The sequence below is a fragment of the Legionella genomosp. 1 genome, assembly GCF_900640215.1.
Classification (GTDB): domain Bacteria; phylum Pseudomonadota; class Gammaproteobacteria; order Legionellales; family Legionellaceae; genus Legionella_C; species Legionella_C quinlivanii_A.
In genome coordinates this window covers 26,750-50,298 of the sequence record NZ_CAAAJH010000017.1, presented here as the reverse complement: position 1 = coordinate 50,298, position 23,549 = coordinate 26,750, and the positions used below count along the sequence as shown (strand labels likewise).

Sequence of the window (23,549 nt, the reverse complement as noted above, 5' to 3'; positions counted from 1 at the left end):
TCCTTAATGCGTACTAGTCGAGGATCCTCGATTCGATTGATTTTCATTTAAATCGCCATGAAGACGAAGCACAGCCATTCTGGCATATTCGCTGACTTCCATTAAGGCTTTTTCATCATCCTCATCCACTTCCAGCGACTGATAATCCAGTTCGGCAAACTCCTGAAGATGCTGCAAAGCTTCCTGTGACTCTTCTTCCTTTAGCTCCATTAATCCAATGCCAGCCATAGTCAAGCCCTGGGTAAATCCCTCACACCACTCACTAAATGCTTTCGCTCTATCGATTAGCGGAATATGTTCATCTGGAAGCAGCAACTGAAAATCAAAATCCATATTGTTGATTTGATGATGACTGACTGAGTAAACATCAAACATTGCCATCGCCGCCAGCTTGGTTTCCTCGTTTTTCCGGTAATCGATCATTAGTGCCCGAACGTAGGTTTCTCCTTCACTAATCGCTCCAGCGCATAAATAACCGCATAAAACGCCATGTAACTCACTGCTGGAAATCGGTAAATTCAGTACGGACACTTTTTCGTCAAAAGTCTGATAGGCAGGGAGGCGTAAGTGGGTAAATTCATTGGACATAATTAAACTCTGAAGATAAATATTAAAAAAGATTGAATTATATTCTACTTCTTATTCTGATTATAATAACTGATTTGCTGGAACAAACCAAAATTGTTAAACTGTCCGAATGTCGCTGAAATATTGCCAAGGCATCTGCTATGACTACATCAAAAGCCTGTTCAATTCGATTGTTAAATAAGACTTATGAAATAAAATGTCCTGATCACGAAGTGGATAATTTACAGCGTGCCGGCCAGAAATTAAATGAGCAGTTGCTTGCTAACAAGAAAAAGTTCAGACAATTGGATGAATTTCAGAATCTGTTGCTGGCCGCCATTCATATTAGCCATGAACTCATTACCTGCCAACAGCAGCAGGAGCAGCAGCGTCATCAGGTCACGCAGTTTATCAACTCACTGGAAACCCGAATCAATCAGGTTGTAAACGGGAATCTCGATTTGGACCCACAAACAGATTAACTTGCAAGGGCGGGTTGTAAGCCTGATTCTCAACGTCATCCTGAACGCAGTGAAGGATCTCCTGAAGCCGGCTCAGTTCCAAGTCGTTTAAGATCCTTCGCTACGCTCAGAATGACGTACCTGAGAAGTTACTAATTAATCAAATCATACCTGCAGCCATCCCCGCGGTGGATTCCAGTGAAGCATCAGCCGTAGCGTCGTTACCGAATGAAGAGCCATTAGACTGACTTAAATTAAACGACGAGGCCATCTTGTCAAAGCTATTGTCGCCCGTCAGGCTGCTCAAAGCGCCTGTCACGGTATCAGTGAGCATACCGTTAAACTGTTGAACCATATCATTCATGTCATCCATCATTTGCTGCCAGGGCTCTTTTTTCTCTTTATTTTTGTCGTCACTGGGAGACATTTGGTCCATCATTCCATCCAGCTGATTCGCAGAAGAAGATGCACCACCTGAAGGGATCATACCAGACATATCAGCACCTATAATAAAATCATTTCTTTCTAAAGATAGCATAAACTGCCGCAAGAGGCAGCTACCCCAAGCTTGCGTCGCTTTGAGAAAGCGGGTAAAACTTGTATGATTCACTATACCAAACTATTCATTAAAAAAATCGACAAAGAACAGTGTTTACACTTTCTTTTCAAATTTTGAGCAAGGTCTATTATGAATCTCGATGATTTTCGTTGTATGCGGCAGGGGGTGCAGTTATCGGTATTGAAACCAGAGCAAGCCTCATTATTAAAAGCCGTTGATCGACGAACTGGACACAAACAGAAAGCCTTGCTGGTTCTTCACGGCTTTTCTTCTTCTCCGGCCGTATTCAGGGAATTGTCAGCCGGTTTTGAAGGCTATGATGCCATAGTCATCCCCATTCTCCCTGGACATGCCAGCAATCTAGCCGAGTTTGGCGGCATAAAGGCAGCCGATTGGCTGGAGTACGTCAAGGACGTTTGTGCAAAACTGATAGATGAATACGAGCAGGTTGATGTGTTAGGACTTTCTCTCGGCGGATTGCTAGCCTGTCATCTGGGTTTTGAATTCAAACTCCACCATCTTTATTTATTGGCGCCAGCACTTGATTTACCCTACACTTTGTCGAAAACCCTTCATCTTGCCAGAGTTTTACGGAAGATGGGATTTATCCGCCTGCGAAGTGCCGCTGGTAATATATTGAAGCCTTCGAGCTGTGAAATTGCCTATCGCCAGTTGCCGCTTAATACGATTGTTGAAATTTTAAGTCTTATCCGTAACTTCAATTTTAGCCTGCCATGCTGCCCGACGGATGTTTTTCTTGGCTGCCATGATAAAGTGATTTCCTCTCATAAAGTGGCAGCTCGATTTGCCGGACAACCCCATATTCAGATTCACTGGCTAAAAAATTCAGCCCATGTCATTCCTTTGGACAGTGACATCCAGGAAGTGCTTCATTGCATACGAAACAATATGCAAAGGCCATAGAGCTGTAAGAATATCTTACAATATTTATTAAATTACATCTATCGGGAATGAATTTAACCTGTTATTATAGACGGGTTTTAGCAACCAGCCAAAGGGTATTTCTTTATGAAAAAGATCGCATTAATCTTATGTTTACTTCCTGTAGTTTCTTTTGCTGCACCCAAAGATGATGCCATGATTACTGTTTACCAGGAACGTTGTGCCAAAGAACAGGATCCCGTTAAACGCCAGAATTACTGCCATGCCCTGGAGCAAGTGGACACCAACACGGTGATTGCCGACCCCTTCCGTCAGGATGTAGCGCTTGCCTAATCTTTCTTAAGAGAAGATTCACTCTCCCATTAAATCCCTCTCTCTAACTCTCTCCCTGAGGGAGAGAGGATTTGGGGTCACCTGCTTTTAAACAGGAGACGATTGGTAAAGGCAATTCCCAGAACCGACACGAGCAGGGTCAGATGAATAACAACCTGCCACATGATGGTATCATTTCCATGTTTGGTCGGATCAATAAATGTGCGCAATAAATGAATAGATGAAATTCCCACCAGTGACAAGGCCAGTTTAATTTTCATTGCGCCCGCATCCAGTTCGCCCAGCCATTCCGGCTGATCGGGATGGGCATGAAGCTGCAAATGAGATACAAAGGTCTCATAGCCCCCCATGATCACCATAATTAACAAATTGGCTATCATCACCACATCAATTAGATCAAGTACCCCTAGCATAATTTCGGTGTCATCAAGTCCATTGATGTGTGAAATCAGATGAAATAACTCAATAATATATCGATAAACATAGGCCCCCAAAATACATAACAGGCCCAAGTATAAGGGCGCCTGAAGCCAGCGTCCCATAAAAATCAGCTGGCTTAGCGCCTGTTTCAGTTTAATCATTGCTGCTCCCCTATTGTGATGCAGCAACTTTAAACCGAGTGCAGAAAAAAGCAAGTATCTGGAAAAAAAGATCTCACTCCACTCGAATATTCAGAAATTGCCAGGGATCGCTCATATCCAATTTTTCAGGGAATAAGCGCTGGCGGTTTTCAAGAGGCGTCCATCGAGTATAATAACCTGCCACTTTACCCAGATAGGGCCAGGCAATCTGCAAGGCAAACTGAAAATCGATGTCTTCGGGTTCTACAATGCTTTTGCCTGGATTTTTTAAAGCCCAGATAACTCCGGCCAATACTCCGGCAGCGACTTGCAAACTGGTCGCATTATTATAGGGAACCAGTTTTCTGGCTTCATGGATTGATAATTGTGAACCATACCAGTAGGCTCCTTTTTTATTCCCCATAAGCAATACACCCAGTTCATCGGTACCTTCCACCACATCCTGAATGATTAAGCGGTTGCGATGCTCTAGCGTCCAGTTGCTTGCCTCGTATTCCTGGAGCGACAAAGTAGCATCCGGGCAAGGATAATATGCGTAATGAACAGTAGGCCGATAACTGACTTCCCTATCATTTTTTATCGTTAGGAAATCTGCAATGGTTAAGGATTCCGCATGCGTGATTAAAAAGCCATAAAAAGGGCCGTGAGTAGGAGTCCATGTCCGTACGCGGGTGCTTGCCCCTGTACGCTTAAGATAAATTGCCCCATCATTGGTAAAGGTGTGATGAATTGCATCCTCCGGCCAGTGACGTTCGTGCGTTCCCCAACTTAACTCGGCGGGTTGGCTGGCCTCCGCAATCAGGCCCTCCGCCGACCATGTGTTGACAAACTCCCCCGGTATTCTGAAACGATTACTCACTTGCGTATCCCGTTCCGCAATATGAATCACCTTAATACCCAGGGTATGAGCCAGTTTTGCCCATTCAGCCTGAGTGGCCGGCAACGAGCAGGATAATTCATTATCCTGAGCCATATTCCACAAGGCTTGCCTGATGAAATGCGATACCAGACCCGGATTGGCGCCGTGGGTCAGGATGGCAGTAGGCCCTTGCTCTTCCTTTAACTTAAGAACTCCCTGACGTAAATCATAACGGGTATGAAAAGAATGTTGCTTAGGTTTAACATCCAGCCACGGTTCGGTGCAGGCATCGAGATAAAGAATGTGTTTTTGCTGGCAATATTTAATTAAATCATGGCTGGAAATACCAGTAGACAGATTAATCAGAAAATCACCGGGATTCATTAATTCATTGAGCACATTAAGGTAATTATTTCGGGTAATCAGCTCTCTAACGAAGCTTAGGCCTTGCTCTTTGGCAATGGCTTCCCCGATTGTATCCTGTGTTAAAACAACGATTTGTGAAGGCGACATCTCCAAATGATGCAGTAAGAGGGGCACAATAGCCTGCCCAACACTGCCAAAACCGAGAATTAGAATTTTACTATCAAGACGATGATATTTCGTATCCTTATAACTCATGATTAAACTCATTTTTGTTAATTCTTGACTTAAATTGTAGCTCATTGATTGAATTTAAACACATTCTGAGTCAAGAAACAGATAATAACTCAATCGCTCTCACATAGCGAAGCGAGTCACATTGTCCTGACATAGCAGCTTCAAATAAAATTTGATTCAGGTCTTACATTCGCAAAATCATGCTGTCTTAAGAGATGAGGTAAATCCTCAAGCGGAGTGAAGCTGGATACACTTGCAACAGTCCAAACGGGTTTTTTATAGATTCATCTTGTCAGAAGGAAGTGATTCCTGGAATAATTTCGCAATGTATTGGATTATCTTTGAATCGCTGCGGCTTCTGGGGCAATACCAACAGGTTGTAATATTTTCAGAAAAATTTTCCAGATCCAGTTTGATTAATTCATGGTCACAATAAGAGCCAGGAAGAGCAGTCCAGGCAATACCTGTTTTAACCAATTTTTGGATTGAATCAATTGAAAATAGTTCGTGGTCGATTAACAAGGATATTCCATGCTTTGCAAAAAGACGTTCTAATTTATCTCGTATGGAAAAACCAGGCTCTGTGAGTATGCAACCATACTTTGACAGCGTTTGAAGATTAATTCTCTTTTTTTTCGCCAAAGGATGATCAGACGCGACAACAATAGCAATTGGCTCCTCCTGAAGACCTGTGCTTTTAATTGAATGATCAATCGACAAGTCTTCAGTTGTCAGCGCCAAATCAATAATTCCATTTTGTAATGCTGGAATTAATTCCTGTTTCGCCATCTGCTTAATATGGAACTGAGGATAATGCCTTCCTTTTGTTTTTAAAAACTCAATAAAATTCGGCAGGAAATGGAGTGCAGGATAAATAGAAACACCAAGATAAATTGGAACGGAATTAAAATCAGGCTCTTTTAAATTGGCAGCAGCATCCAGCATGGTATGCAAAATGAGACGCGCATAGGGAATTAATAATTTTCCTTCTATAGTAGGCATTACCATATTTGATTTCATTTCAAAAAGCTTTGTTCTGAATTCATTTTCAAGATTATTAATTCGTTTGCTGATAGTCGATTGGGTGACAAACAGCCGTTTGGCCGCTAAGGAATAGGAGCGGTACTCATAGACCATCAGAAATGATTTCAATTCATTACTATTCATCTTTATTCCAGTGCCTTATCCAAGGTAGTTCGTAAAAATGAGCCAGCAAGTCTATTGGTAATGGAGTACGCATTTTAATCGTAATAACCAAGCCTTATATTGTCAAACCATAGCCTAGTCCATGTTATAAAAGCCAGGATTCCAATTTTTCATAAGACAATAACTTTGAGTTAATTTTGCCCAGATATCATTGGTTTTGAATTTAATCAGAGGACAATGACATGAAAAATTTTGATCCAGTGACTGAAGCTACAGTAGAACCTTCAGAAACCTCCACAGAAGCCGGCGTTAACAAGACAAGCTATGCAGATATACCCAATGATGCGCAATTGCGAATTCTATCTTTTCTTGGCAATAAAGATTTGCTGAAGGCCGCCACCCTGGATAAGAAAACCAGGGCGCTGGTTGATATTGAAAAAGAAAATCGTGATTTAAAAGCTATTTCTTCTGATAATACTTATTTCATCCTTGGTGGATGTGTTGAGATTACCAGGCGCAAGCTTACCAGCATCTATTATTCGGCTCCACAAGAAGTAACCCTGAATGAAATAATCAAGGCTACACCTAAACCAAACAATCAGGTGAAGCTATTTCGTACCCGGGAAGAAGCAGAGCTCGCAGCCTATTCCTCAGATGACGATCCTACATCGTCCGTATTAAGACAAGTCGTTTTTGAAGTTAAACTCAAAGGTACACAAGCGCTGCATAATATCGATTTTAAAGAGGAACAACGTACTGTTGGGATCGTAGCTAAAAGAGCGGTGAAATTTGAATCGGCATCTATAATATTTGACGATTCATTTGACGTTCTTAAAGGTTACATTAATAGTAAAGAATATAAATTGCCAACCAGTTCAATTGAGAGCGCGGTAGGCAACGTCTCAGACTTGTGGTCATCATTTGCTAATATGAACCCTTTTAAATAATTACGGTTCTTGGATAAGGGAGCTTTTAAACTCCCTTATTTTAAAAGGAATTCTGAGTGAATAGGACTTCGTCTTTTATCGTATGGCCCAACTGATTGATCGCTTGACGGCGCAGATGACTTGAATTTAGCAGCCTTGATCAGTAGAGTACCTTCAGGTAAATCATTCTCTCAGCTTATGGGTTTTGGCTTAAATTTATTCATCATCATTGCTGATCAGTTCATGCTGTTTGTGGTTAACATGCTGGTTGCCCGCCATGCCGGAGAAGAGTTATTCGGCGATTTTACAGTCGCTACCAATGCCTTGCTGTTACTGGCCACTCTAATTACTTTGGGTATAGACTCAATCATTGCCTATTACGTACCCAAACTATTCATTCATCGAAAATACAGCGAAATTCAAACCTTAACTTTCTCTATGAAGGGTTTTTTAAAACCGGTGTATATCACTGTTCTGGTGATTGGTCTTTTGATGGCTCTGACCTTGACCGTATTAAGCCAGGTGATCAGTAGCCTGACGCTTTTTGATATTAGTCATCCGCTGTTTTTATTTATATGGGGAACGGTCGCACTGTCCTTATACAACATTTATCTGCAGTTTTTTCGCGCCATCGATTACATGCGCACAGCAGTTATCATGAGTTTACTGCAGACCCTGTGTTATTTTATTTTCAGTCTGCTTATTTACTTTTATATCTATCCTTATTTCTTTCAGCATGAACGCCGCTATTTTCCGCATATCATGCTGATTGGTTTTATCGCCAGTTACTTAGTCATTGTGCTGCTGTCAATTGCTATCCAAAATCGCAGCGCGCTCAAACGCTACAAAAAATCAGCAGAGCTTCGCCAGGAATGGAAAGGAAAAATTTACGGTTATACCGTTCAGAACTTGAATAAATATATTTTTACCGCAATTCCTTTAATGATCATTGAATGGCTGGGACAGCATGAACGCTCAGTGGGATTATTTTCTGCGGTAAGCTCCATTGTCTCATTAGGATTTATTGCCATTGCACCGATTGGAATTCTCATTGGCCCTGACATTTCCGCCGCCTTCGCGCAAAGCCGTGAGCATCTGAAAAAAGTGATGCGTAAATACCTGTGGATTTGTTTTGCCATTTCCCTAGTCGTGGTTGCCATCTTAGGCCTTTCTGCCCGACAAATTCTTTTATGGTATAAATCTGATTTTATCGATGCGCTTCCTTACACCTACTTCTGTTTAATTAATGTAGTGACTTACGCGATTTCCATGCCCCTGTCCAAGATGATTCAATATTCCCATGAAGGCAGTGAAGTGGGAGCAAAACTGACCATTGATTTATTAGTTTTCCAGCTGTTTTGCTGCCTGATATTAATCAATTGGCTGGGCCTTGACGGCGCTATTATTTGTTATATTGGCATTAATATTGTTTACAATGCAGCCATGATTCGCATGGCCAGAAAAATTATACGCATCGACCCCTTTGGAAAAGATCTGGTTTAAATGTGAACTTTGCAATTAATTAACAAAACCAGATTTGCATTAATCCCATTCAAAGCATATTCTGAATATAACAAAGGTATTCTTGCTCGGCTAACAACCTACTTTTGGAGCCAGAACCTAGATGCGGTGTGCAAGCTTAACTTGAATTAAGAAGCCTGAAGCATCTAATAGGGCGACCACATTGGAACCTAGAACCGCAGCAAGAATACCTTTACCTCTTTCGTGATTTCTTAAGCCTCCTGCAATTCCTTCGGATATAATCTATGGCCAAATATTATGGATATTGTTATAGTCCGGCCGAATTGCTTGCTAAAGAACAATATGCTTAATTTAAAAAAATGGAGCTTAACCTCAGGATTAATCGCTCTATTTACACTTTCCCCCCTTCATGCTCAGTGTGATGAGTCTATGTCTTTAACGATACAGGCTCTTATTGAGCGCGAGAGCGAACAATTTGATATTCCAGGTATTGAGGTGAGTGTTATTTGCCCGGGCAAAGATGCACCGGAGGATTTTGTTAATGGATCTTCCACCCTGACTCAGCAAATACCAATCACCCCGGCACATTTGTTTCAAATTGGCAGCGAAACCAAATCATTTATCGCCACGTTGATCCTGCTGCTGGAAGCCGAGGGAAAATTATCGATCAGTGATCCCTTACAGGGCTATTTGCCGGATTTACCGCTTGCCTGGCAGAAGGTAAGCATTCAGGAGCTTTTAAATCATAGCAGCGGCATCCCGAATTATACTGATGTTCTCGATAAAAAAGGCCGCGACAAGGGCTTCGATTTTGATTATCAATGAACTGCTTCTGAATTATTAGACCTGGTAAAAGAGGAGCCTCTTTATTTTGCACCGGGAGAAGGATGGCATTACTCGAATACCAATTATGTGTTAGCCGGCCTTATCATTGAGCAGGTCGCTGGAATGACGCTAAACGAACAAATACAGACGCGTCTGCTAGACCCATTAAGACTAAATAATAGTTTTTATATTCCCAGCAGCTACACTGAAGAAATTCTGCAACGCATGGCACATGGCTATTCCGACCGCGGTTATTTTCCAGACGAACCCAAAGACATCACACTTTCCAATCACTCCTGGGCCAATGCCGCCGGCGCAATGATTTCAAATTCGCATGATATGGCACTTTGGCTAAAGGCGCTGACACAAGGGGAGCTGCTGGCTCCTCAGCAAATGCAAGAGCTGACGACAACCGTTGAAGCCTCCCTTCCTCTGGCTAAAAACGTTGAGTATGGGCTGGGCATTATTCATGATTCAGAAACCTTTGGGGAAGACGCCTGGTGGCATAGCGGCGGAACCCTTGGGTTTAGTGCAATGATGATTTGGCTGAAAGAGAGTGATGTGATTCTGACGATTAATATCAGCCATTATACTGCCGGGAAGGATTTATATTTAGTGGCCCAGGATTTAAGCAACGTGCTTCGTAGCGAGAGAGGGGTTTAAATCAACCCTCAACCTGGCCCTCACTGCCATTAAGTTAAGGAATTTAGTCATTCCCGCGAAGGCGGGAATCCATTCCTCAATTGGCATTATAGCTCGCTCAGAGATGGATCCCCGCCTTCGCGGGGAGGACAGTTTAATATACATTTGAGCTTAACTTAATGGCAGTGCCCTCTCTATACGCCCTTCTTTTCTTTAACCCTCGCCAAAGCCTGCAAAATATAATCCTGTTTGGCGATAACATCAGCCTGGTTATTCTTTGCCGCAATGGCTAATTGTTTTTTCTGGCGATAGGCTTGCTGCTGCTCATGTTCCTGACGCAATAAACGGACTTTGCGCGCATTGAAATGCTGCCTTGCCAGTTTCCGATCAAACTCTGCTGCGGGTACAGGGGTCATTTCAATGCAATCAACAGGGCAGGGCTCCACGCACAATCCACAGCCAGTGCATTCTGTTTGAATAACACTGTGCATCAGTTTTGCCGCCCCGACAATAGCATCCACAGGACACGCCTGAATACATTTGGTGCAGCCGATACATTCTGGCTCGCGAATGGCGGCAATTGCCGGCTGCCGGGTATTCTTAAGCGCGCCTTCGAGGTAGGGCGACGCGTCCTGATTCAGCAGACTACCGAGAGCCTTAACCGTTTCTACACCGCCAGGTGGGCATAAATTAATCGCAGCTCCACCTTGCGCAAGCGCTTCTGCATAAGGCATACAACCCGCAAAACCACATTCGCCGCATTGGGTCTGCGGCAAAATAGTATCAATAGCGTCTACAAGCGATTTCATTTTACTTTCATACCCGGCAAAGCGCCTTCATCAGGGTTAAGCAGATAAATCCCTTTTCCATCACCGGCTGCCAATACCATCCCTTCGGAAACACCAAAACGCATGGTGCGAGGCTCCAGATTGGCAACCATTACTGTCAGGCGGCCAATCAGATCATCTGGCTGATAAGCTGACTTAATTCCGGCAAAAACCTGCCGTTCTCCCGTGCCCAAATCCAGCTTCAGTTTGAGTAATTTATCAGCACCTTCTACTGCTTCCGCAGCAATAATGCGCGCTACCCGCAAGTCAATTTTACTGAAGTCCTCTATGGAAATCCGGGCTGCTTCATTTTCCTTTGCCGGCTTGGCTACTGCAGGGGGTTCCTGCTTGCCTTCTTCCAGCAAGGCATCGATTTTTTCTTTTTCAACTCGCGTAATCAAAGGTTTAAACGGCTGAATTTGATGTTCTGTCAAGGGAGTGTCAATCGCATCCCAGTGCTCGGCAGAGCTATTCAAAAACTGTTCAGCGTCTTTTGCCATCATCGGCAACACCGGTTTCAGATAAGTTATCAATACACGGAATAAATTTAATCCCATTGTACAAATCGCCTGCACCTGCGCATTTTGCTCGGGATCTTTGGCTAGCACCCAGGGCTTGTTGTTATCGATATACTGATTGACTTTATCGGCACACTCCATAATCTGACGGATTGCTTTGGCATAATCTCTTTGGACATAGGCTTCGATAATCGCTGGTTTAACGCTTAGTAATTCCTGGTACAAAGCAGGATCGCTTAAGTGATCTGCCAGACGGTTGTCGAAGCGCTTATTGATGAAACCGGCGCAGCGGCTGGCAATATTCACTATTTTGCCAACCAAATCCGCATTAACGCGATTAATGAAATCATCAAAATTCAAATCCAAATCATCCACACGGCCGTTTAACTTGGCAGCAAAATAATAGCGCAGATATTCAGGATGCAAATGCTTGAGGTAATTACGCGCCTCGATAAAAGTACCCCGCGACTTCGACATTTTCTGCCCGTTTACGGTCAGAAATCCATGAGTATAAACCGCTGTCGGCAAGCGGTGCTGACTGCCAGCGAGCATCGCCGGCCAAAATAAGGCATGAAAATAAACAATATCTTTACCCACAAAATGATACAGCTCGGTTGTCGAATCTTTATTCCAAAATTCATCAAAAGACAAGCCGCTTTCATTGCAGTATTTTTTGAAGCTGGCCATATAACCCACTGGCGCATCCAGCCAGACATAGAAAAACTTGTCCGGTGCGCCAGGAATTGGGAACCCGAAATAAGGAGCATCGCGAGAAATATCCCATTGCTTAAGACCAGCAGCAAACCACTCATCAAGCTTATTGGCCACTTCCGCTTGCAGGTGGCCTTTTCGGGTCCATTCCTTCAGCAACGTTTCATAACGCGGCAAATCAAAGAAATAATGCTCTGAATCTTTTTCTATCGGCTTGACACCTGAAATGGCTGACACTGCGTCAAGCAGTTCGGTTGGCGAGTAGGTAGCTCCGCAGGCTTCGCAGTTATCCCCGTATTGATCAGGCGTTTTACATTTTGGGCAAGTTCCCTTGACGTAGCGATCCGGCAGAAACATTCCTTTCACAGGATCATAGGACTGGCGAATTGTTTTTTTAACGATATCGCCATTCGCCTGCAAACGCTCATAGATGCTGTTGGCAAGTGCCTGATTCTCATCCGAGTGTGTGGTGTGATAACAATCGTAGTCAACGGCAAAGGCTTTAAAGTCCTGCTCATGGCTTTCACGAATCATGCTTGTTAATTCGACCGGTGTAATTCCCAGTTGCTCAGCCTTTAGCATGATCGGTGTACCATGCGCATCATCGCCACAGACGCTGATACACTGGTGTCCCAGCATTTTTTGAGTACGCACCCAGATATCCATTTGAATATGCTCTACCAAATGCCCCAGATGTAAATGTCCATTAGCATAGGGCAACGCGCTGGTTACCAAAAGTTTCCGCACTTTTGTCATCGTTTCACTCATCATAAAAAATTATCAAGTATAATCTATTGTGCTATAGAAATGACATGAATTAATTAACAGTTTTGCACTCTGCCTTGCTAGGGAATCAAGGGCTTGCGCAGCAGCTCCTGCTCTCTGGTCACAGGCTGGCTTTGCCAGAGGTTATCTTTACCGCGGCTAAAGCAACTTTTACCAGGAGCAGTTTCCGGATTGGAACCCGGCTCAAAATCAAGATCTTTCAATATCTGAAGATAGGCATCTGGCTTGGTCTTCCCGTAAAAATCCTCGTAATCGCTCTCAGTCAGATCGGGCACTTCATCCAGATCGGGAGGATTAATTAATTGATCCAGACTCTGAATCACCCAATGTAAAAAATTGGCGGCAGCTGAAAAAAATAATACTGCGGTAGAGGCGATAGCAGCGCAGGCGAAGGCGGCAGGTACCATATTCAAAGAGAAGAGGAACGCAAAAGGCTGCCAGCCGCTAAACAGCGCAAAACTTGCAATTGCAGGCAAGGCAGGCGGGAAAAAAGCCACCAGACATCCCACTGCCGCCCCTGCGATCAGAGCCAATAAAACAGCAGTCAGCAATTTCCAATGTCTGCGCAACCATTTACCCATTGTTAGCCCCTTAAATTGAACCTGATTTAATAACGCGGAATCATGATAGCAATCTTATTTGCACAAGTGAACTAAAATACAACCAATTCATGGTGATTTTAAAACAAATGGCTATTAATTGGCACAGGATAAAGCCATCTGCTACTCAAAACTGTCTGGACTGGCTAATTATGTTGATACAGGGTGGGATCAGCAATACCAGCCTCAACAAACCCTTTTTGCCGGAAAGTGCAGCTATCACATCGTCCACAGGCTCTTCCCTCACCATCCGCCTGGTAACAGGATACGGTCAAGGCGTAATTGACTCCCAAACCAGCACCCAATCGAACGGTTTCGGCTTTACTCAGATGAATAAGGGGGGTATGAATTTCCAGAGGATTTCCCTCTACCCCAGCCCGGGTTGCCAGGCCTGCCATTATTTTGAAGGCGTCCATGTATTCAGGGCGGCAATCAGGATAGTTTGAATAATCAACTGAACTGACTCCAATAAAGATATCATTAGCGCCGATCACTTCTGCATAGCCTAAGGCGATGGCCAGAAAAATAGTATTTCTCGCAGGCACATAGGTCAGCGGAATCCTGTCTGTGGGCTGGTAATCCGGTACTTCTATCGTCTCATCAGTTAAGGCGGAGCCCCCGAATTGATTAATATCCAGGTTCACAATACGATGTTCAGCAACCTTGAAACAAGCCGCCACGCGCTTTGCAGCCTCAATTTCAAAATTATGACGCTGGCCATAGGAAAAACTTAAGGCGAAACATTGATATCCTGCTGCCTTGGCAACTGCCAGACAAGTGGTTGAATCAAGGCCCCCCGATAATAATACAACTGCTTTTCTCATAGGTAAGTCTCAAACGCTAAATTCAGGACGATTGTAGCCTAGTTGTGGGATAATGTAATAGTGAACCTGAATACACGACTTACCTTCTCAGCCTCATTGCCATTAAGTTAAGCTCAGTTGTATATAAATTGTCCTCCCCGCGAAGGCGGGGATCCATCTCTAAGCTGGCTATAATGCCGATTGAGGATGGATTCCCGCCTTCGCGGGAAAGACAAAACTCATTAACTTAATGGCAGTGCCCCTCACCCTGGATAGCCACAAGGAATAGAGTCAGTTAAGGGTGCTCAAATCACTTTTTGGCGTCAGCAAATGCTCGGCTTCAGAGTCCTCTGCTTTCTTCACTTCAGAAGAACCCTTGCCCGATATAAATAAAACAGGCGATTTTTTAATTTTCAGCGGGCTTAAATCCTCTACCTTGCGAGCCGGGTTAGCAGAGAATTCATCATATTCCAAAGCCAGCGGCTCATCAAAATCAGGGAGTTCATCTCTTGCAGGTTCAAACTGCTTGAGAATAATGTGCGATAAAGCCGCTATTGCAAAACCCGCCGCCATTATGCCAATACCTGCTCCCAAAGGCATAAAAATTAAGGAAGCAAAGATCACTGCCGGGATCAGAGCATCAATTAAAATCGCTCGAACCAGTTTGATTTTCTGGAAACGCACCATCCTTTCCTGATAATCGGAATCAATCATCAGACCTTTCATCTCCAGAAACAATGCCTTGCGTTCGTTTTCATCCGTTGAAGCACTAAACAACTGCAGTAACTCCCGGGCTTCCAAATGATCCTGTTTGCTCAGCGCTTTGGACTTGGAAACATCCAAAGCCCCAGCAATACCGGCATAGGCCGCATTTAGCACAAAACAAAGGCTGGCACCGAGTAAACCGATCATCATAAAGGTCGCCGGAGCAAGCATCGCTGGCGGAAAGAAAAAACAGCAGGCCACACAAAAGGCTGCCATCAGTCCACCGGCATAAACCATGTCGTTAATCATGCCGAGCTTTTTATATTTCCATTCAAGCTCAGTGCGCATGATTAAATTCCTTGCTTCGCGCACTTGCTTCTCTAATGCTGAGATTTGAGCCGGATCAGCCGTAGCGGCTTTTTTGGCTTTGAGCAATTGCTCTTCCAAACGCGCATAAGCTTCATACAGAGCGGTTATTTTTTTATTGTAGGCGGTACTTTCCTCATAAAAACGCCAGATGGAAAGACTAAAATCCATTAACAATAAGCCCATAGTTGCCAGATTACCGGCCATGCCCATAGCGCCAGGCCCTTTGAGCCAGAAAAAGCAGGCCATATTGGCCAAGCCCCAGATGGAATCATTCAGCAAGCTGAATTTCCTTTGATTCCATTGGGTTTTAAACCTTTCCCAAGCCGGTATTTTCTGCTCTTCAGCGCTCATCCAGGGGCCAGCGATAGTGTGCTTGAGCAATAAGCTTAAATTGATTGAGAAACGGGTATAGTAAAGCACCCAGCTCATATAACCGGTAATCGGAGCAGGGGCGGCAATGCCTTTTTGCGCCTGCGCCTTGCGGTAGAAATCATCAGGCAGCATCTCAATAACCGAGCTGAGCATGCCGCCGCCCCACACCCAGTATAGTCTCCGCTCATTGACGTCACTCATCCAGCCGATCAGAGTCCCGGTTTTGGCATCAGCAATTTCAGCCATTTTATCGGCAATGAATTTCCCAACGGTGAAGCCGAGATATTTGGCAGGTTTGTCAGGGCTCTCTTCAATCGCTTCATCAAGCTGCGCTTTTTTCGACAGCTCATCTTCCGGTGCCTGAACCTGCTCGATCTTAAGCAGCAATTGCTCGCATTTCAGATAATCATCATTCAAATCATTTAAAGGTTGAAACCTGTTCTCATGAAAATTCAGATAGGTCTGATACCTTAATAATTCCTGGATGAATTTAAGCTTCTTCTTCTCGGTTTCAAGCTGCTCAGGATTTAGAAATCGATATTCTGCACCCTTGGTCAGACTAAGTTTGCTTCGATGATAGTTTAAAAATACCGACAGCCAGTCGCGGTTCGCGGCGAGCTCTTTTATATCATAAGGCGCCTCTGCATCGTCAAAGCGGCGAACCAATTCAAATCCGAGCATTTGATTAAGCATCTCTGAATTCTGAATTGTTCGGTCTGACATGATATCACCTCATTTGTTAATATGGGGCTGGTGATTTTTTAAAAAGGCACAAGCTGTTCTTTTTTATAACATAGCAGGTATTTATCACACAAGCTTAGTTTTTTCATTTTTACAATCCTGAAACGATATTTACTGGAATTAATCAATGGATATTGGTTAAACAGGCGAATACAAATGCGCATAGAACTTGGGTGAATAGTCAAAAATGTGTATAATCCTTTGTTTTTGTTGTCCAACTTCTTACGATCATGAATCTGGAAAAGCATTACGATGTCATTGTAGTCGGTGGCGGCCATGCCGGTACCGAAGCAGCTCTCGCCTCAGCCCGACTTGGGGCTGAAACTTTACTGTTAACCCATAACATGGACTTGCTCGGTCAAATGTCCTGCAATCCGGCCATCGGCGGTATTGGCAAAGGGCACCTGGTTAAAGAGATTGACGCACTGGATGGAGTGATGGCACTCGCTGCTGATCAGGCAGGAATTCAGTTTCGCATTCTTAATGCGTCCAAAGGGCCGGCTGTACGCGCTACCCGCGCACAGGCTGACCGGGTTCTTTATCGTCAGGCGATCAGGCAATTTCTGCAGAATCAACCTCATTTAAGCCTGTTTCAGCAGTCAGTTGATGATCTCATTATTGAAAATGGACAGATTGCCGGGGTTATCACGCAAATGGGTTTAAAGCTGCGCGCCCGCGCCGTGGTGCTGACCGTTGGCACTTTTCTGGGCGGCAAAATTCATGTCGGCATGGCCCAATACGCCGGCGGTCGGGCTGGTGATCCGCCAGCCATTGCCCTGGCTCATAAACTCCGTGAACTGGATTTACCAGTTGGCCGACTAAAAACAGGCACTCCGCCGCGGATTGACAGCCGTTCGCTGGATTATTCGCAAATGACGATTCAACCCGGGGACACGCCGGTTCCGGTATTTTCCTATCTGGGAAATCTTGCTATGCATCCGCAGCAGCTGCCCTGCTACATTACACATACCACCAGCCAAACTCATGAAATTATTCTGGCTAACCTTCACCAGTCCCCCATGTATGCCGGGGTTATTGAAGGCGTAGGCCCGCGCTATTGCCCCTCTATTGAAGATAAAGTGGTGCGCTTTGCTGATAAATCCTCACATCAGATCTTTGTAGAACCGGAAGGGCTGACCAGTGATGAAATTTATCCTAATGGCATTTCAACCAGCCTGCCTTTCGAGGTTCAGGTGCAATTTGTCCGTTCTATTAAAGGCTTTGAAAATGCCCACATCACCCGTCCAGGCTATGCGATTGAATATGATTATTTTGATCCCCGCGGATTAACCTCCTTTTTGCAGACCAAAGCCATCAGCAATCTGTTTTTCGCAGGCCAAATCAATGGCACAACTGGTTACGAAGAGGCTGCGGCACAAGGAATTATCGCCGGAATGAACGCCGCCTTACTGGTTAAAGAACAGGAGCTATGGTGCCCGCGTCGTGATGAAGCCTACATCGGCGTACTGATTGATGATTTGATTACCCTGGGAACTCAGGAGCCTTACCGCATGTTTACTTCGCGCGCTGAATACCGGCTCCTTCTGCGTGAAGACAATGCCGATTTACGCTTGACCGCAAAAGGACGTGAGCTTGGGATTGTGACAGAAAAGCGCTGGCAGCATTTCTCTGAAAAACGCGAAGCAATTGAGAGCAGTAGAACCCTGCTGCAAAACACCGCCATTCGCGCCGATAATCGGGAGGTACTCGAAAAGCTGCTGGAAAAACCTCTGCAGCAGGATTGCAAAGCTATTGATCTCTTGAAACGCCCCGAAATCAGCTATCAGCAATTACAGGCTTTAGACAGTCTGGAGTTACCTGAGTTGAGCGACAGAATCGCGGAACAGCTCGATATTCAAAGCAAGTACGCAGGGTATATTGAGCGTCAGCAATTGGAAATTGAACGTTTACGAAAACATGAAGCAACACAGCTTCCAGCCTCTCTGGATTATGCCCAGGTCACAGGACTTTCCAATGAAGTGGTGCAAAAGCTTGCTAAAATCAGACCAACAACTCTGGCGCAGGCGGGCCGCATTTCAGGCGTTACTCCGGCCGCATTATCCTTATTGCTGGTTCATTTGAAAAAACATCGGATGCCCGCATAATGCAGACTATCGAACCAGAATTAGAAAAGGGCTTGCAGCAACTAGGGCTATCCGTATCACCTGAGCCTTTACTTAATTATTTACTGCTTTTACAGAAATGGAACAAGGCTTACAATCTGACCGCCATTCGTGATTTGCCCGCAATGTTAAGCAAACACCTGTTGGACAGCCTGACCATCTCGCCATGGCTGCAAGGCCCGCGGCTCATTGATGTGGGCACCGGCGCCGGCTTGCCAGGCATTCCGCTCGCCATTGCTCACCCGCATTTGCAAATCAGTTTACTGGACAGTAATGGCAAAAAAATTCGCTTTCTGCAGGAAGTTAAACGCCAGCTTAATCTAAGCAATATTGAAATTATCGAATCACGCGTTGAAAACTATAAACCAGCGACAGGTTTTGATACAGTGATAAGTCGGGCTTTCAGTGATCTGTCGCAGATGATAAGCTGGACGAAACACTTGCTTGCCAGCGACGGCATCTGGCTGGCAATGAAAGGACGCTACCCTGAAATTGAATTAAGCACTATCGACCAAGGTTTTAAGGTTATTCCCTACAGCGTACCGGGTCTCGATGGTGAACGTTGCTGCATCATTATTGCTAATACTAGTAAGGAATAACCATGGCCAAAGTTATTGCTATTACCAATCAGAAAGGCGGCGTTGGCAAAACCACCACCGCAATAAACCTGGCTGCCTCTATAGCTGCACACCGCCAGAATGTACTTTTAATTGATTTGGATCCTCAGGGTAATGCCACGATGGGTTCCGGTGTGGATAAAAACGCACTCGTACATACCTGCAATGAAGTTATTTTACGTGATTGCCTGGCGGAACAAGCCTGCCTGGTTACCGCCTGCGGTTACGATATCATTCCCTCCAATGGAGATTTAACCGTTGCAGAAGTCAGTCTTATGGAGAGAAACCACCGTGAGACCTTTCTTTTTAAAGCCCTGCAGCCCATACAGAACAATTATGATTTTATATTAATTGATTGCCCGCCGGCATTAAATACGCTCACCATCAATGCTCTGGTAGCTTCTGACTCTGTATTAATTCCCATGCAATGTGAGTATTATGCTCTGGAAGGACTTGCCGCACTTTTAAACACCGTCGAACAAATCAGAAGTTCAGTCAACACCCGCCTGCAGCTTGAGGGGGTTTTAAGAACCATGTATGACTCCCGTAATCGCCTCTGCTCTGAAGTGTCGCGCCAATTGCTTGATCATTTCGGCAATAAGGTTTATCGCACCGTCGTTCCGCGTAACGTCAGACTGGCCGAAGCGCCCAGCCACGGAATGCCAGCATTACAATACGACAGAACATCACCCGGAGCCGCCGCTTACATGGTACTGGCCGCCGAAGTCATCAGCAAACAAACTGTAACCAGTTAGAGGTCAATATATGTCAGTTAAACGAGGCAGCCTGGGTAAAAACCTGTCCGCATTATTAGGAACCAGCCCTGCTACTGCAATTCCTGTTGCCAAACCGTCTGAATCCAGTAAATTAAAACTGGATTTACTACAGCCAGGTAAATATCAGCCCAGAAAAGCGATTGATGAGGTCTCGCTTGAGGAGTTAGCAGGATCAATCAAGCAGCAAGGTTTGCTGCAGCCAATTGTCATTAGGCCTTTAGCGAATCAAAAATACGAAATTATCGCCGGCGAACGCCGCTGGCGCGCTTGCCAGTTAGCCGGGTTAAGCGAAGCGCCGGTAATTATTAAAGAAGTTGATGATGAAACAGCGATGGCGATGGCCTTGGTTGAGAATCTGCAGCGTGAAGACCTTAATCCAATGGATCAGGCCAGAGCAATGGGCAGGCTGCACCATGAGTTTGAATTGACGCATCAGCAGATTGCCGAGTTATTATCAAAATCACGGACTGCAGTCAGCAATTATCTGCGCCTGCTAAGCCTGGCTGAAGAAGTAATGCGTATGGTAGAGCATGATGATCTGGACATGGGCCATGCCCGAGCGCTGCTTATGCTAAACGCGGAGCAACAGATTCAGGTTGCCAAACTGGTGATTGCGAAATCCCTTTCTGTCCGCGAAACTGAGAAACTGGTTAATCGGCTCAAAGAAGGTAAAGCGCCTCAAGCTGAAGATCGGGAAATCCCTGCTCACACTCAAATACAGATTCAAACCCTTTCCCAGCATCTGAAGTCAAGAATCAAATTAAAACCCGGCAAAAATGGCAAAGGCAGCCTGGTTATTCATTACGACACTTTGCATGACCTCGACTGTGTAATTCGTCAAATAATCGAGAAGTAAATTTTATTTTTGCATGCCCCTCAACCATACTCATAATATGCTGTTTGAAATTGCCATCAACCTGCAAACGATGGTAGGGGGGTCCTATGCAGATCCAACCTGTAGAGCCGCTGGTGGTTCTGCTTAGCTGCGGTCAAATGAAAGTGGCTAGCTATCTTCTTGAACTGACTGAACATAGCCTGAGTGTAACCAGCACTGAATTTCTGGATAAAGATAGTGTTGTTCTTTTTAAATCCAGATATTTCCGCGGCGAAGCATCGATTAAATCAATATCCTATGATCACTACCGTTTTACCTATGCTTTAGAGATTGGAAATATTAATTTTCAGCCGGGCTTGCTGGTGAACACCCAATTGTGATCTTTGCAAAACTATCAGATTGATGGAATTAAGTTAAACAGCGGATTGCTTGCATGCAATTCCTGAAGCGTGGTGGTGTGCTCTCGTTGAACCCAAAGCCGGTTGTAATTAAGCGCATCGAATAGGCTATAGGCACTACCTTGATGTTTTCCACGGACAAACAGATCAAGATCAACCATCTCGCTTTCTATTGCCCGTTCCAGGGCCGCCTCAATCATTGCTGCCTTATGCAATTTGCCGCTGTTGAAAAACGAATATCTGGCCTGTCTGAGTCTGTCTATTTTTGTTCTGACTTCACAAATAAATTTGAGCAGGTTTTCATGGGGATGTTCAAAGCGAGGCAATTCTTCAGAGGGTAGACGCGGTTGAGTTCTAAGAAAATCGAGCAGTTCCCCTGCGGATCGATATACCTTGGCATTAGAAGCCGATATCACGTGAATTGCATGTACCTCAGCCATTGCTTCATTCAAACTGGCAATTTTTTGTCTTCCTTCCCAACTGGAATCTGCAAAAAAACGCTGCAGATCCTCCAGTGAAAATTTTAATACTTCAAAGCGGCCGCCAGTCTTGCGCTTAAGGCTGATAATTTTATTCAGCTCCTGGATATTAAACAGGTGTAATCGGTTTAAGTTAACTTCTCTTAGATCAAGCGATTTAATACGGGCGGGTAGATATTCAACCAGTAAATCGCAGGAGCTTAATGAAAGCGATGATAAATCTTCTCCACTCCAATCAAGTTCTGTCTGATCATCAGGTATGAGGGCGACGACCCGTCTTAGCAGATCTCTGTACACAGCATAGTTTTTATGGGTTATACGAGGATAGTGTATGGGACTAAGCAGATCTTTGATACCCATAATAGAGATTTAACAGTGAGAGGGGTGCATGCATTATAACATGCGAGCAATTATCTATCAAACTGTGCCATACCATGTCATCTCGAACGTAGTGAGAGATCTCCGGATGCTAGTACAAACCAAATTTGGGAGATCTCTCACTGCGTTCGAGATGACGGCGACCTGTTTTACAGCCAATAGACAAAGATAAACAGGAATAACCAGACGACATCCACAAAGTGCCAATACCAGGCCACAGCCTCGAAAGCAAAATGACGTTCGGGAGTGAAATGCCCATAAATGCAACGGATCATGATGATAATCAACATGATGGTTCCAATGGTTACATGCAGGCCGTGGAAGCCGGTTAACATGAAAAAGGTGGTGCCGTAAATCCCTGCATCAAGGGTTAAACCCTTTTCTGTGTAGGCTTCATAATACTCATAGCCCTGCAGCGTGAGGAAGAGGATTCCTAAAGCAACAGTCAATGCCATACCGATAACCAGCTGACGACGCTTATTCAGTTTTAAAGCCCAATGCGCCCAGGTAATGGTTACCCCGGAAGTTAAGAGGATGAGGGTATTGAGCGCAGCCAAACCCCAGGCTCCCATCGCTTCATGAGCACCAGCAAATATCTGATTATTAGGATTCTGCAGCAAAGGCCAGGTCGCTTTGAAATCTGCCCACAAAGTGTAATGGGTTATCGGATGTATTTCACCGCCAAGCAGTGGAACAGACCAGAAGCGGGTAAAAAACAACGCGCCGAAAAATGCCCCGAAAAAGCAGACCTCGGAAAAAATAAACCAGCACATCCCCCAGCGAAAGGAACGATCCACTTGCAGATCATACAATCCTTTCTGATTCTCATAGATTACCTGACCAAACCAGCCAACCATCATGGTGATCATAATGATTAAACCGAGAGTAAACAAATAAGGGCCATACCAGTCATGATGAAGCCAGGATGCAGCGCCCACCAGTGTAGTCGTTAAGCCAATCGAACCCACAAGCGGCCAGTGGCTTGGTTGGGGGACGTAATAGGTGCCGTGCGCTCCCATATTTCTTTATCTCCTGTTAGTAATTTCTACGTAATTCTTTTTCTAATTTATAACCCGGTTTGATACATCAAACAATGTATAAGCCAGGGTGATTGTTTTGACATTCTCCGGCAACTCTGGATCCAGATGGAATAAAAGGGGCATATCCATCGCCTCATGTCCATTCAGGGTTTGCTGAGCAAAACAAAAACACTCCGTTTTTTTTAGGTATTTAGCTGCTATACCTGGTGTTATACTGGGTATTGCCTGTACAGTCATTCGATGGTTGGTCTGGTTTTCAGCATAGAACGCCAGCTTTGCAATTTCTCCCGGATGAATCTTGATTTTTGTGGTTTTCGGATAAAATTTCCAACGCAAGTTGCCATTATTCGTGGCTACAAATTCCACAGTTATCGTTCTTTCCCTGGAAACTTTTAGCTCAGAAGGCTCAACACGTGCAGAAGGCCCGGTGATTTTTCCGTTAATTCCCAAAGTTTTACATAAGCTGTTATAGATTGGTACCAGGGCAAAACCGAATGCAAACATGGACAACACAACCGCTGTTAACAGTATCACCAGCCTGAAATGACTTTTAACCAAATTTAATACCTCATGGTTGTCGTTCGGCAT

The 23,549-nt window shown here is 44.6% G+C and carries 23 protein-coding genes and 1 pseudogene; 11 read left to right on the top strand and 13 right to left on the bottom strand.

What is annotated here, in order from left to right; genetic code table 11:
- Positions 1 to 3 precede the first annotated feature (3 nt).
- Entirely contained in the window at positions 4 to 588 is a 585-nt protein-coding gene (locus E1O89_RS13570; RefSeq protein ID WP_112218721.1) for a UPF0149 family protein, read from the bottom strand.
- Positions 589 to 728: 140 nt separating this feature from the next.
- On the opposite strand from E1O89_RS13570, the gene E1O89_RS13565 reads away from it, so the two are divergent.
- A complete protein-coding gene (locus E1O89_RS13565; RefSeq protein ID WP_133140616.1) occupies positions 729 to 1,049 on the top strand; it encodes a cell division protein ZapA in 321 nt (106 codons plus the stop codon).
- A gap of 139 nt (positions 1,050 to 1,188) precedes the next feature.
- On the opposite strand, the gene E1O89_RS13560 is transcribed toward E1O89_RS13565, so the two are convergent.
- Complete coding sequence (locus E1O89_RS13560) at positions 1,189 to 1,524, bottom strand: hypothetical protein (protein WP_133140615.1); 336 nt, start codon at positions 1,522 to 1,524, stop codon at positions 1,189 to 1,191.
- Positions 1,525 to 1,716: 192 nt separating this feature from the next.
- Here E1O89_RS13560 and E1O89_RS13555 point away from each other — a divergent pair, with 192 nt between their 5' ends.
- Together E1O89_RS13555 and E1O89_RS13550 are read left to right on the top strand one after the other, a co-directional pair.
- Positions 1,717 to 2,511: an alpha/beta hydrolase gene (locus tag E1O89_RS13555; protein ID WP_133140614.1), complete on the top strand. Its 795-nt coding sequence runs from the start codon at positions 1,717 to 1,719 to the stop codon at positions 2,509 to 2,511.
- 105 nt (positions 2,512 to 2,616) lie between these two features.
- Positions 2,617 to 2,823: a hypothetical protein gene (locus E1O89_RS13550; RefSeq protein ID WP_112218724.1), complete on the top strand. Its 207-nt coding sequence runs from the start codon at positions 2,617 to 2,619 to the stop codon at positions 2,821 to 2,823.
- Positions 2,824 to 2,900: 77 nt separating this feature from the next.
- Here E1O89_RS13550 and E1O89_RS13545 read toward each other — a convergent pair whose 3' ends face one another.
- The 3 genes from E1O89_RS13545 to E1O89_RS13535 all read right to left on the bottom strand — a co-directional run bounded on the left by E1O89_RS13545 (position 2,901) and on the right by E1O89_RS13535 (position 6,030).
- Complete coding sequence (locus tag E1O89_RS13545) at positions 2,901 to 3,404, bottom strand: TIGR00645 family protein (RefSeq protein WP_058506996.1); 504 nt, start codon at positions 3,402 to 3,404, stop codon at positions 2,901 to 2,903.
- A 73-nt stretch (positions 3,405 to 3,477) separates the two neighbouring features.
- Entirely contained in the window at positions 3,478 to 4,884 is a 1,407-nt protein-coding gene (locus tag E1O89_RS13540; RefSeq protein ID WP_133140613.1) for a saccharopine dehydrogenase C-terminal domain-containing protein, read from the bottom strand.
- 255 nt (positions 4,885 to 5,139) lie between these two features.
- Positions 5,140 to 6,030 carry a LysR family transcriptional regulator gene (locus tag E1O89_RS13535; RefSeq protein WP_133140612.1) on the bottom strand — a complete coding sequence of 297 codons (891 nt, stop codon included), beginning with the start codon at positions 6,028 to 6,030 and terminating at the stop codon, positions 5,140 to 5,142.
- A 221-nt stretch (positions 6,031 to 6,251) separates the two neighbouring features.
- Here E1O89_RS13535 and E1O89_RS13530 point away from each other — a divergent pair, with 221 nt between their 5' ends.
- The 3 genes and pseudogenes from E1O89_RS13530 to E1O89_RS15700 all read left to right on the top strand — a co-directional run bounded on the left by E1O89_RS13530 (position 6,252) and on the right by E1O89_RS15700 (position 9,905).
- Positions 6,252 to 6,956 carry an F-box domain-containing protein gene (locus tag E1O89_RS13530; RefSeq protein WP_133140611.1) on the top strand — a complete coding sequence of 235 codons (705 nt, stop codon included), beginning with the start codon at positions 6,252 to 6,254 and terminating at the stop codon, positions 6,954 to 6,956.
- A gap of 120 nt (positions 6,957 to 7,076) precedes the next feature.
- On the top strand, positions 7,077 to 8,438 hold the full coding sequence (locus E1O89_RS13525) for a hypothetical protein (protein ID WP_133140610.1): 1,362 nt from the start codon (positions 7,077 to 7,079) through the stop codon (positions 8,436 to 8,438).
- Positions 8,439 to 8,714: 276 nt separating this feature from the next.
- Positions 8,715 to 9,905 (top strand): annotated as a pseudogene (locus E1O89_RS15700) (serine hydrolase domain-containing protein).
- A gap of 173 nt (positions 9,906 to 10,078) precedes the next feature.
- Here the strand turns inward: E1O89_RS15700 and E1O89_RS13505 are convergent.
- The 5 genes from E1O89_RS13505 to E1O89_RS13485 form a co-directional block, all read right to left on the bottom strand.
- Complete coding sequence (locus tag E1O89_RS13505) at positions 10,079 to 10,693, bottom strand: RnfABCDGE type electron transport complex subunit B (RefSeq protein WP_133140606.1); 615 nt, start codon at positions 10,691 to 10,693, stop codon at positions 10,079 to 10,081.
- Positions 10,690 to 12,696, bottom strand: coding sequence for a methionine--tRNA ligase (gene metG, locus E1O89_RS13500; RefSeq protein WP_133140605.1), 2,007 nt, complete (start codon positions 12,694 to 12,696; stop codon positions 10,690 to 10,692). Before metG ends, E1O89_RS13505 begins: the two co-directional genes overlap by 4 nt.
- Positions 12,697 to 12,785: 89 nt before the next feature.
- On the bottom strand, positions 12,786 to 13,307 hold the full coding sequence (locus E1O89_RS13495; protein ID WP_133140604.1) for a hypothetical protein: 522 nt from the start codon (positions 13,305 to 13,307) through the stop codon (positions 12,786 to 12,788).
- A gap of 164 nt (positions 13,308 to 13,471) precedes the next feature.
- The gene (gene queC / locus E1O89_RS13490; protein WP_133140603.1) at positions 13,472 to 14,149 is read right to left on the bottom strand and encodes a 7-cyano-7-deazaguanine synthase QueC; all 678 of its coding nucleotides are present in this window, start codon (positions 14,147 to 14,149) and stop codon (positions 13,472 to 13,474) included.
- Positions 14,150 to 14,419: 270 nt separating this feature from the next.
- A complete protein-coding gene (locus E1O89_RS13485) occupies positions 14,420 to 16,297 on the bottom strand; it encodes a hypothetical protein (RefSeq protein WP_133140602.1) in 1,878 nt (625 codons plus the stop codon).
- A 248-nt stretch (positions 16,298 to 16,545) separates the two neighbouring features.
- Here E1O89_RS13485 and mnmG point away from each other — a divergent pair, with 248 nt between their 5' ends.
- From mnmG to E1O89_RS13460, 5 genes are all read left to right on the top strand, one after another.
- Positions 16,546 to 18,420 carry a tRNA uridine-5-carboxymethylaminomethyl(34) synthesis enzyme MnmG gene (gene mnmG, locus E1O89_RS13480; RefSeq protein ID WP_133140601.1) on the top strand — a complete coding sequence of 625 codons (1,875 nt, stop codon included), beginning with the start codon at positions 16,546 to 16,548 and terminating at the stop codon, positions 18,418 to 18,420.
- Positions 18,420 to 19,037, top strand: a complete 618-nt coding sequence (rsmG, locus tag E1O89_RS13475; RefSeq protein WP_133140600.1) for a 16S rRNA (guanine(527)-N(7))-methyltransferase RsmG — start codon at positions 18,420 to 18,422, stop codon at positions 19,035 to 19,037. The genes mnmG and rsmG overlap by 1 nt, the downstream gene beginning before the upstream one ends.
- A 2-nt stretch (positions 19,038 to 19,039) precedes the next feature.
- A complete protein-coding gene (locus E1O89_RS13470; RefSeq protein WP_058506983.1) occupies positions 19,040 to 19,810 on the top strand; it encodes a ParA family protein in 771 nt (256 codons plus the stop codon).
- Between the two features lie 10 nt (positions 19,811 to 19,820).
- Positions 19,821 to 20,687, top strand: coding sequence for a ParB/RepB/Spo0J family partition protein (locus E1O89_RS13465; RefSeq protein ID WP_133140599.1), 867 nt, complete (start codon positions 19,821 to 19,823; stop codon positions 20,685 to 20,687).
- Between the two features lie 86 nt (positions 20,688 to 20,773).
- The gene (locus E1O89_RS13460) at positions 20,774 to 21,046 is read left to right on the top strand and encodes a hypothetical protein (protein ID WP_133140598.1); all 273 of its coding nucleotides are present in this window, start codon (positions 20,774 to 20,776) and stop codon (positions 21,044 to 21,046) included.
- Positions 21,047 to 21,060: 14 nt separating this feature from the next.
- Here E1O89_RS13460 and E1O89_RS13455 read toward each other — a convergent pair whose 3' ends face one another.
- From E1O89_RS13455 to E1O89_RS13445, 3 genes are all read right to left on the bottom strand, one after another.
- The gene (locus E1O89_RS13455) at positions 21,061 to 21,903 is read right to left on the bottom strand and encodes a hypothetical protein (protein WP_133140597.1); all 843 of its coding nucleotides are present in this window, start codon (positions 21,901 to 21,903) and stop codon (positions 21,061 to 21,063) included.
- 167 nt (positions 21,904 to 22,070) lie between these two features.
- Positions 22,071 to 22,940 (bottom strand): cytochrome c oxidase subunit 3, encoded by an 870-nt coding sequence (locus E1O89_RS13450; protein ID WP_112218740.1) that lies wholly within the window; start codon positions 22,938 to 22,940, stop codon positions 22,071 to 22,073.
- 42 nt (positions 22,941 to 22,982) lie between these two features.
- Positions 22,983 to 23,549: a cytochrome c oxidase assembly protein gene (locus E1O89_RS13445; protein WP_112218741.1), complete on the bottom strand. Its 567-nt coding sequence runs from the start codon at positions 23,547 to 23,549 to the stop codon at positions 22,983 to 22,985.

What these genes read in the sequence shown, in the direction of transcription:
- E1O89_RS13555 (WP_133140614.1), top strand. Translation starts at nt 1,717, where the DNA reads ATGAATCTCGATGATTTTCGTTGTATGCGGCAGGGGGTGCAGTTATCG.
- E1O89_RS13545 (WP_058506996.1), bottom strand. Translation starts at nt 3,404, where the DNA reads ATGATTAAACTGAAACAGGCGCTAAGCCAGCTGATTTTTATGGGACGC.
- E1O89_RS13470 (WP_058506983.1), top strand. Translation starts at nt 19,040, where the DNA reads ATGGCCAAAGTTATTGCTATTACCAATCAGAAAGGCGGCGTTGGCAAA.
- E1O89_RS13505 (WP_133140606.1), bottom strand. Translation starts at nt 10,693, where the DNA reads ATGAAATCGCTTGTAGACGCTATTGATACTATTTTGCCGCAGACCCAA.
- E1O89_RS13465 (WP_133140599.1), top strand. Translation starts at nt 19,821, where the DNA reads ATGTCAGTTAAACGAGGCAGCCTGGGTAAAAACCTGTCCGCATTATTA.
- E1O89_RS13495 (WP_133140604.1), bottom strand. Translation starts at nt 13,307, where the DNA reads ATGGGTAAATGGTTGCGCAGACATTGGAAATTGCTGACTGCTGTTTTA.
- E1O89_RS13450 (WP_112218740.1), bottom strand. Translation starts at nt 22,940, where the DNA reads ATGGGAGCGCACGGCACCTATTACGTCCCCCAACCAAGCCACTGGCCG.
- E1O89_RS13535 (WP_133140612.1), bottom strand. Translation starts at nt 6,030, where the DNA reads ATGAATAGTAATGAATTGAAATCATTTCTGATGGTCTATGAGTACCGC.
- E1O89_RS13550 (WP_112218724.1), top strand. Translation starts at nt 2,617, where the DNA reads ATGAAAAAGATCGCATTAATCTTATGTTTACTTCCTGTAGTTTCTTTT.
- rsmG (WP_133140600.1), top strand. Translation starts at nt 18,420, where the DNA reads ATGCAGACTATCGAACCAGAATTAGAAAAGGGCTTGCAGCAACTAGGG.
- E1O89_RS13560 (WP_133140615.1), bottom strand. Translation starts at nt 1,524, where the DNA reads ATGTCTGGTATGATCCCTTCAGGTGGTGCATCTTCTTCTGCGAATCAG.
- E1O89_RS13530 (WP_133140611.1), top strand. Translation starts at nt 6,252, where the DNA reads ATGAAAAATTTTGATCCAGTGACTGAAGCTACAGTAGAACCTTCAGAA.
- E1O89_RS13445 (WP_112218741.1), bottom strand. Translation starts at nt 23,549, where the DNA reads ATGCCGAACGACAACCATGAGGTATTAAATTTGGTTAAAAGTCATTTC.
- E1O89_RS13485 (WP_133140602.1), bottom strand. Translation starts at nt 16,297, where the DNA reads ATGTCAGACCGAACAATTCAGAATTCAGAGATGCTTAATCAAATGCTC.
- E1O89_RS13455 (WP_133140597.1), bottom strand. Translation starts at nt 21,903, where the DNA reads ATGGGTATCAAAGATCTGCTTAGTCCCATACACTATCCTCGTATAACC.
- mnmG (WP_133140601.1), top strand. Translation starts at nt 16,546, where the DNA reads ATGAATCTGGAAAAGCATTACGATGTCATTGTAGTCGGTGGCGGCCAT.
- E1O89_RS13540 (WP_133140613.1), bottom strand. Translation starts at nt 4,884, where the DNA reads ATGAGTTATAAGGATACGAAATATCATCGTCTTGATAGTAAAATTCTA.
- E1O89_RS13460 (WP_133140598.1), top strand. Translation starts at nt 20,774, where the DNA reads ATGCAGATCCAACCTGTAGAGCCGCTGGTGGTTCTGCTTAGCTGCGGT.
- metG (WP_133140605.1), bottom strand. Translation starts at nt 12,696, where the DNA reads ATGACAAAAGTGCGGAAACTTTTGGTAACCAGCGCGTTGCCCTATGCT.
- E1O89_RS13565 (WP_133140616.1), top strand. Translation starts at nt 729, where the DNA reads ATGACTACATCAAAAGCCTGTTCAATTCGATTGTTAAATAAGACTTAT.
- queC (WP_133140603.1), bottom strand. Translation starts at nt 14,149, where the DNA reads ATGAGAAAAGCAGTTGTATTATTATCGGGGGGCCTTGATTCAACCACT.
- E1O89_RS13570 (WP_112218721.1), bottom strand. Translation starts at nt 588, where the DNA reads ATGTCCAATGAATTTACCCACTTACGCCTCCCTGCCTATCAGACTTTT.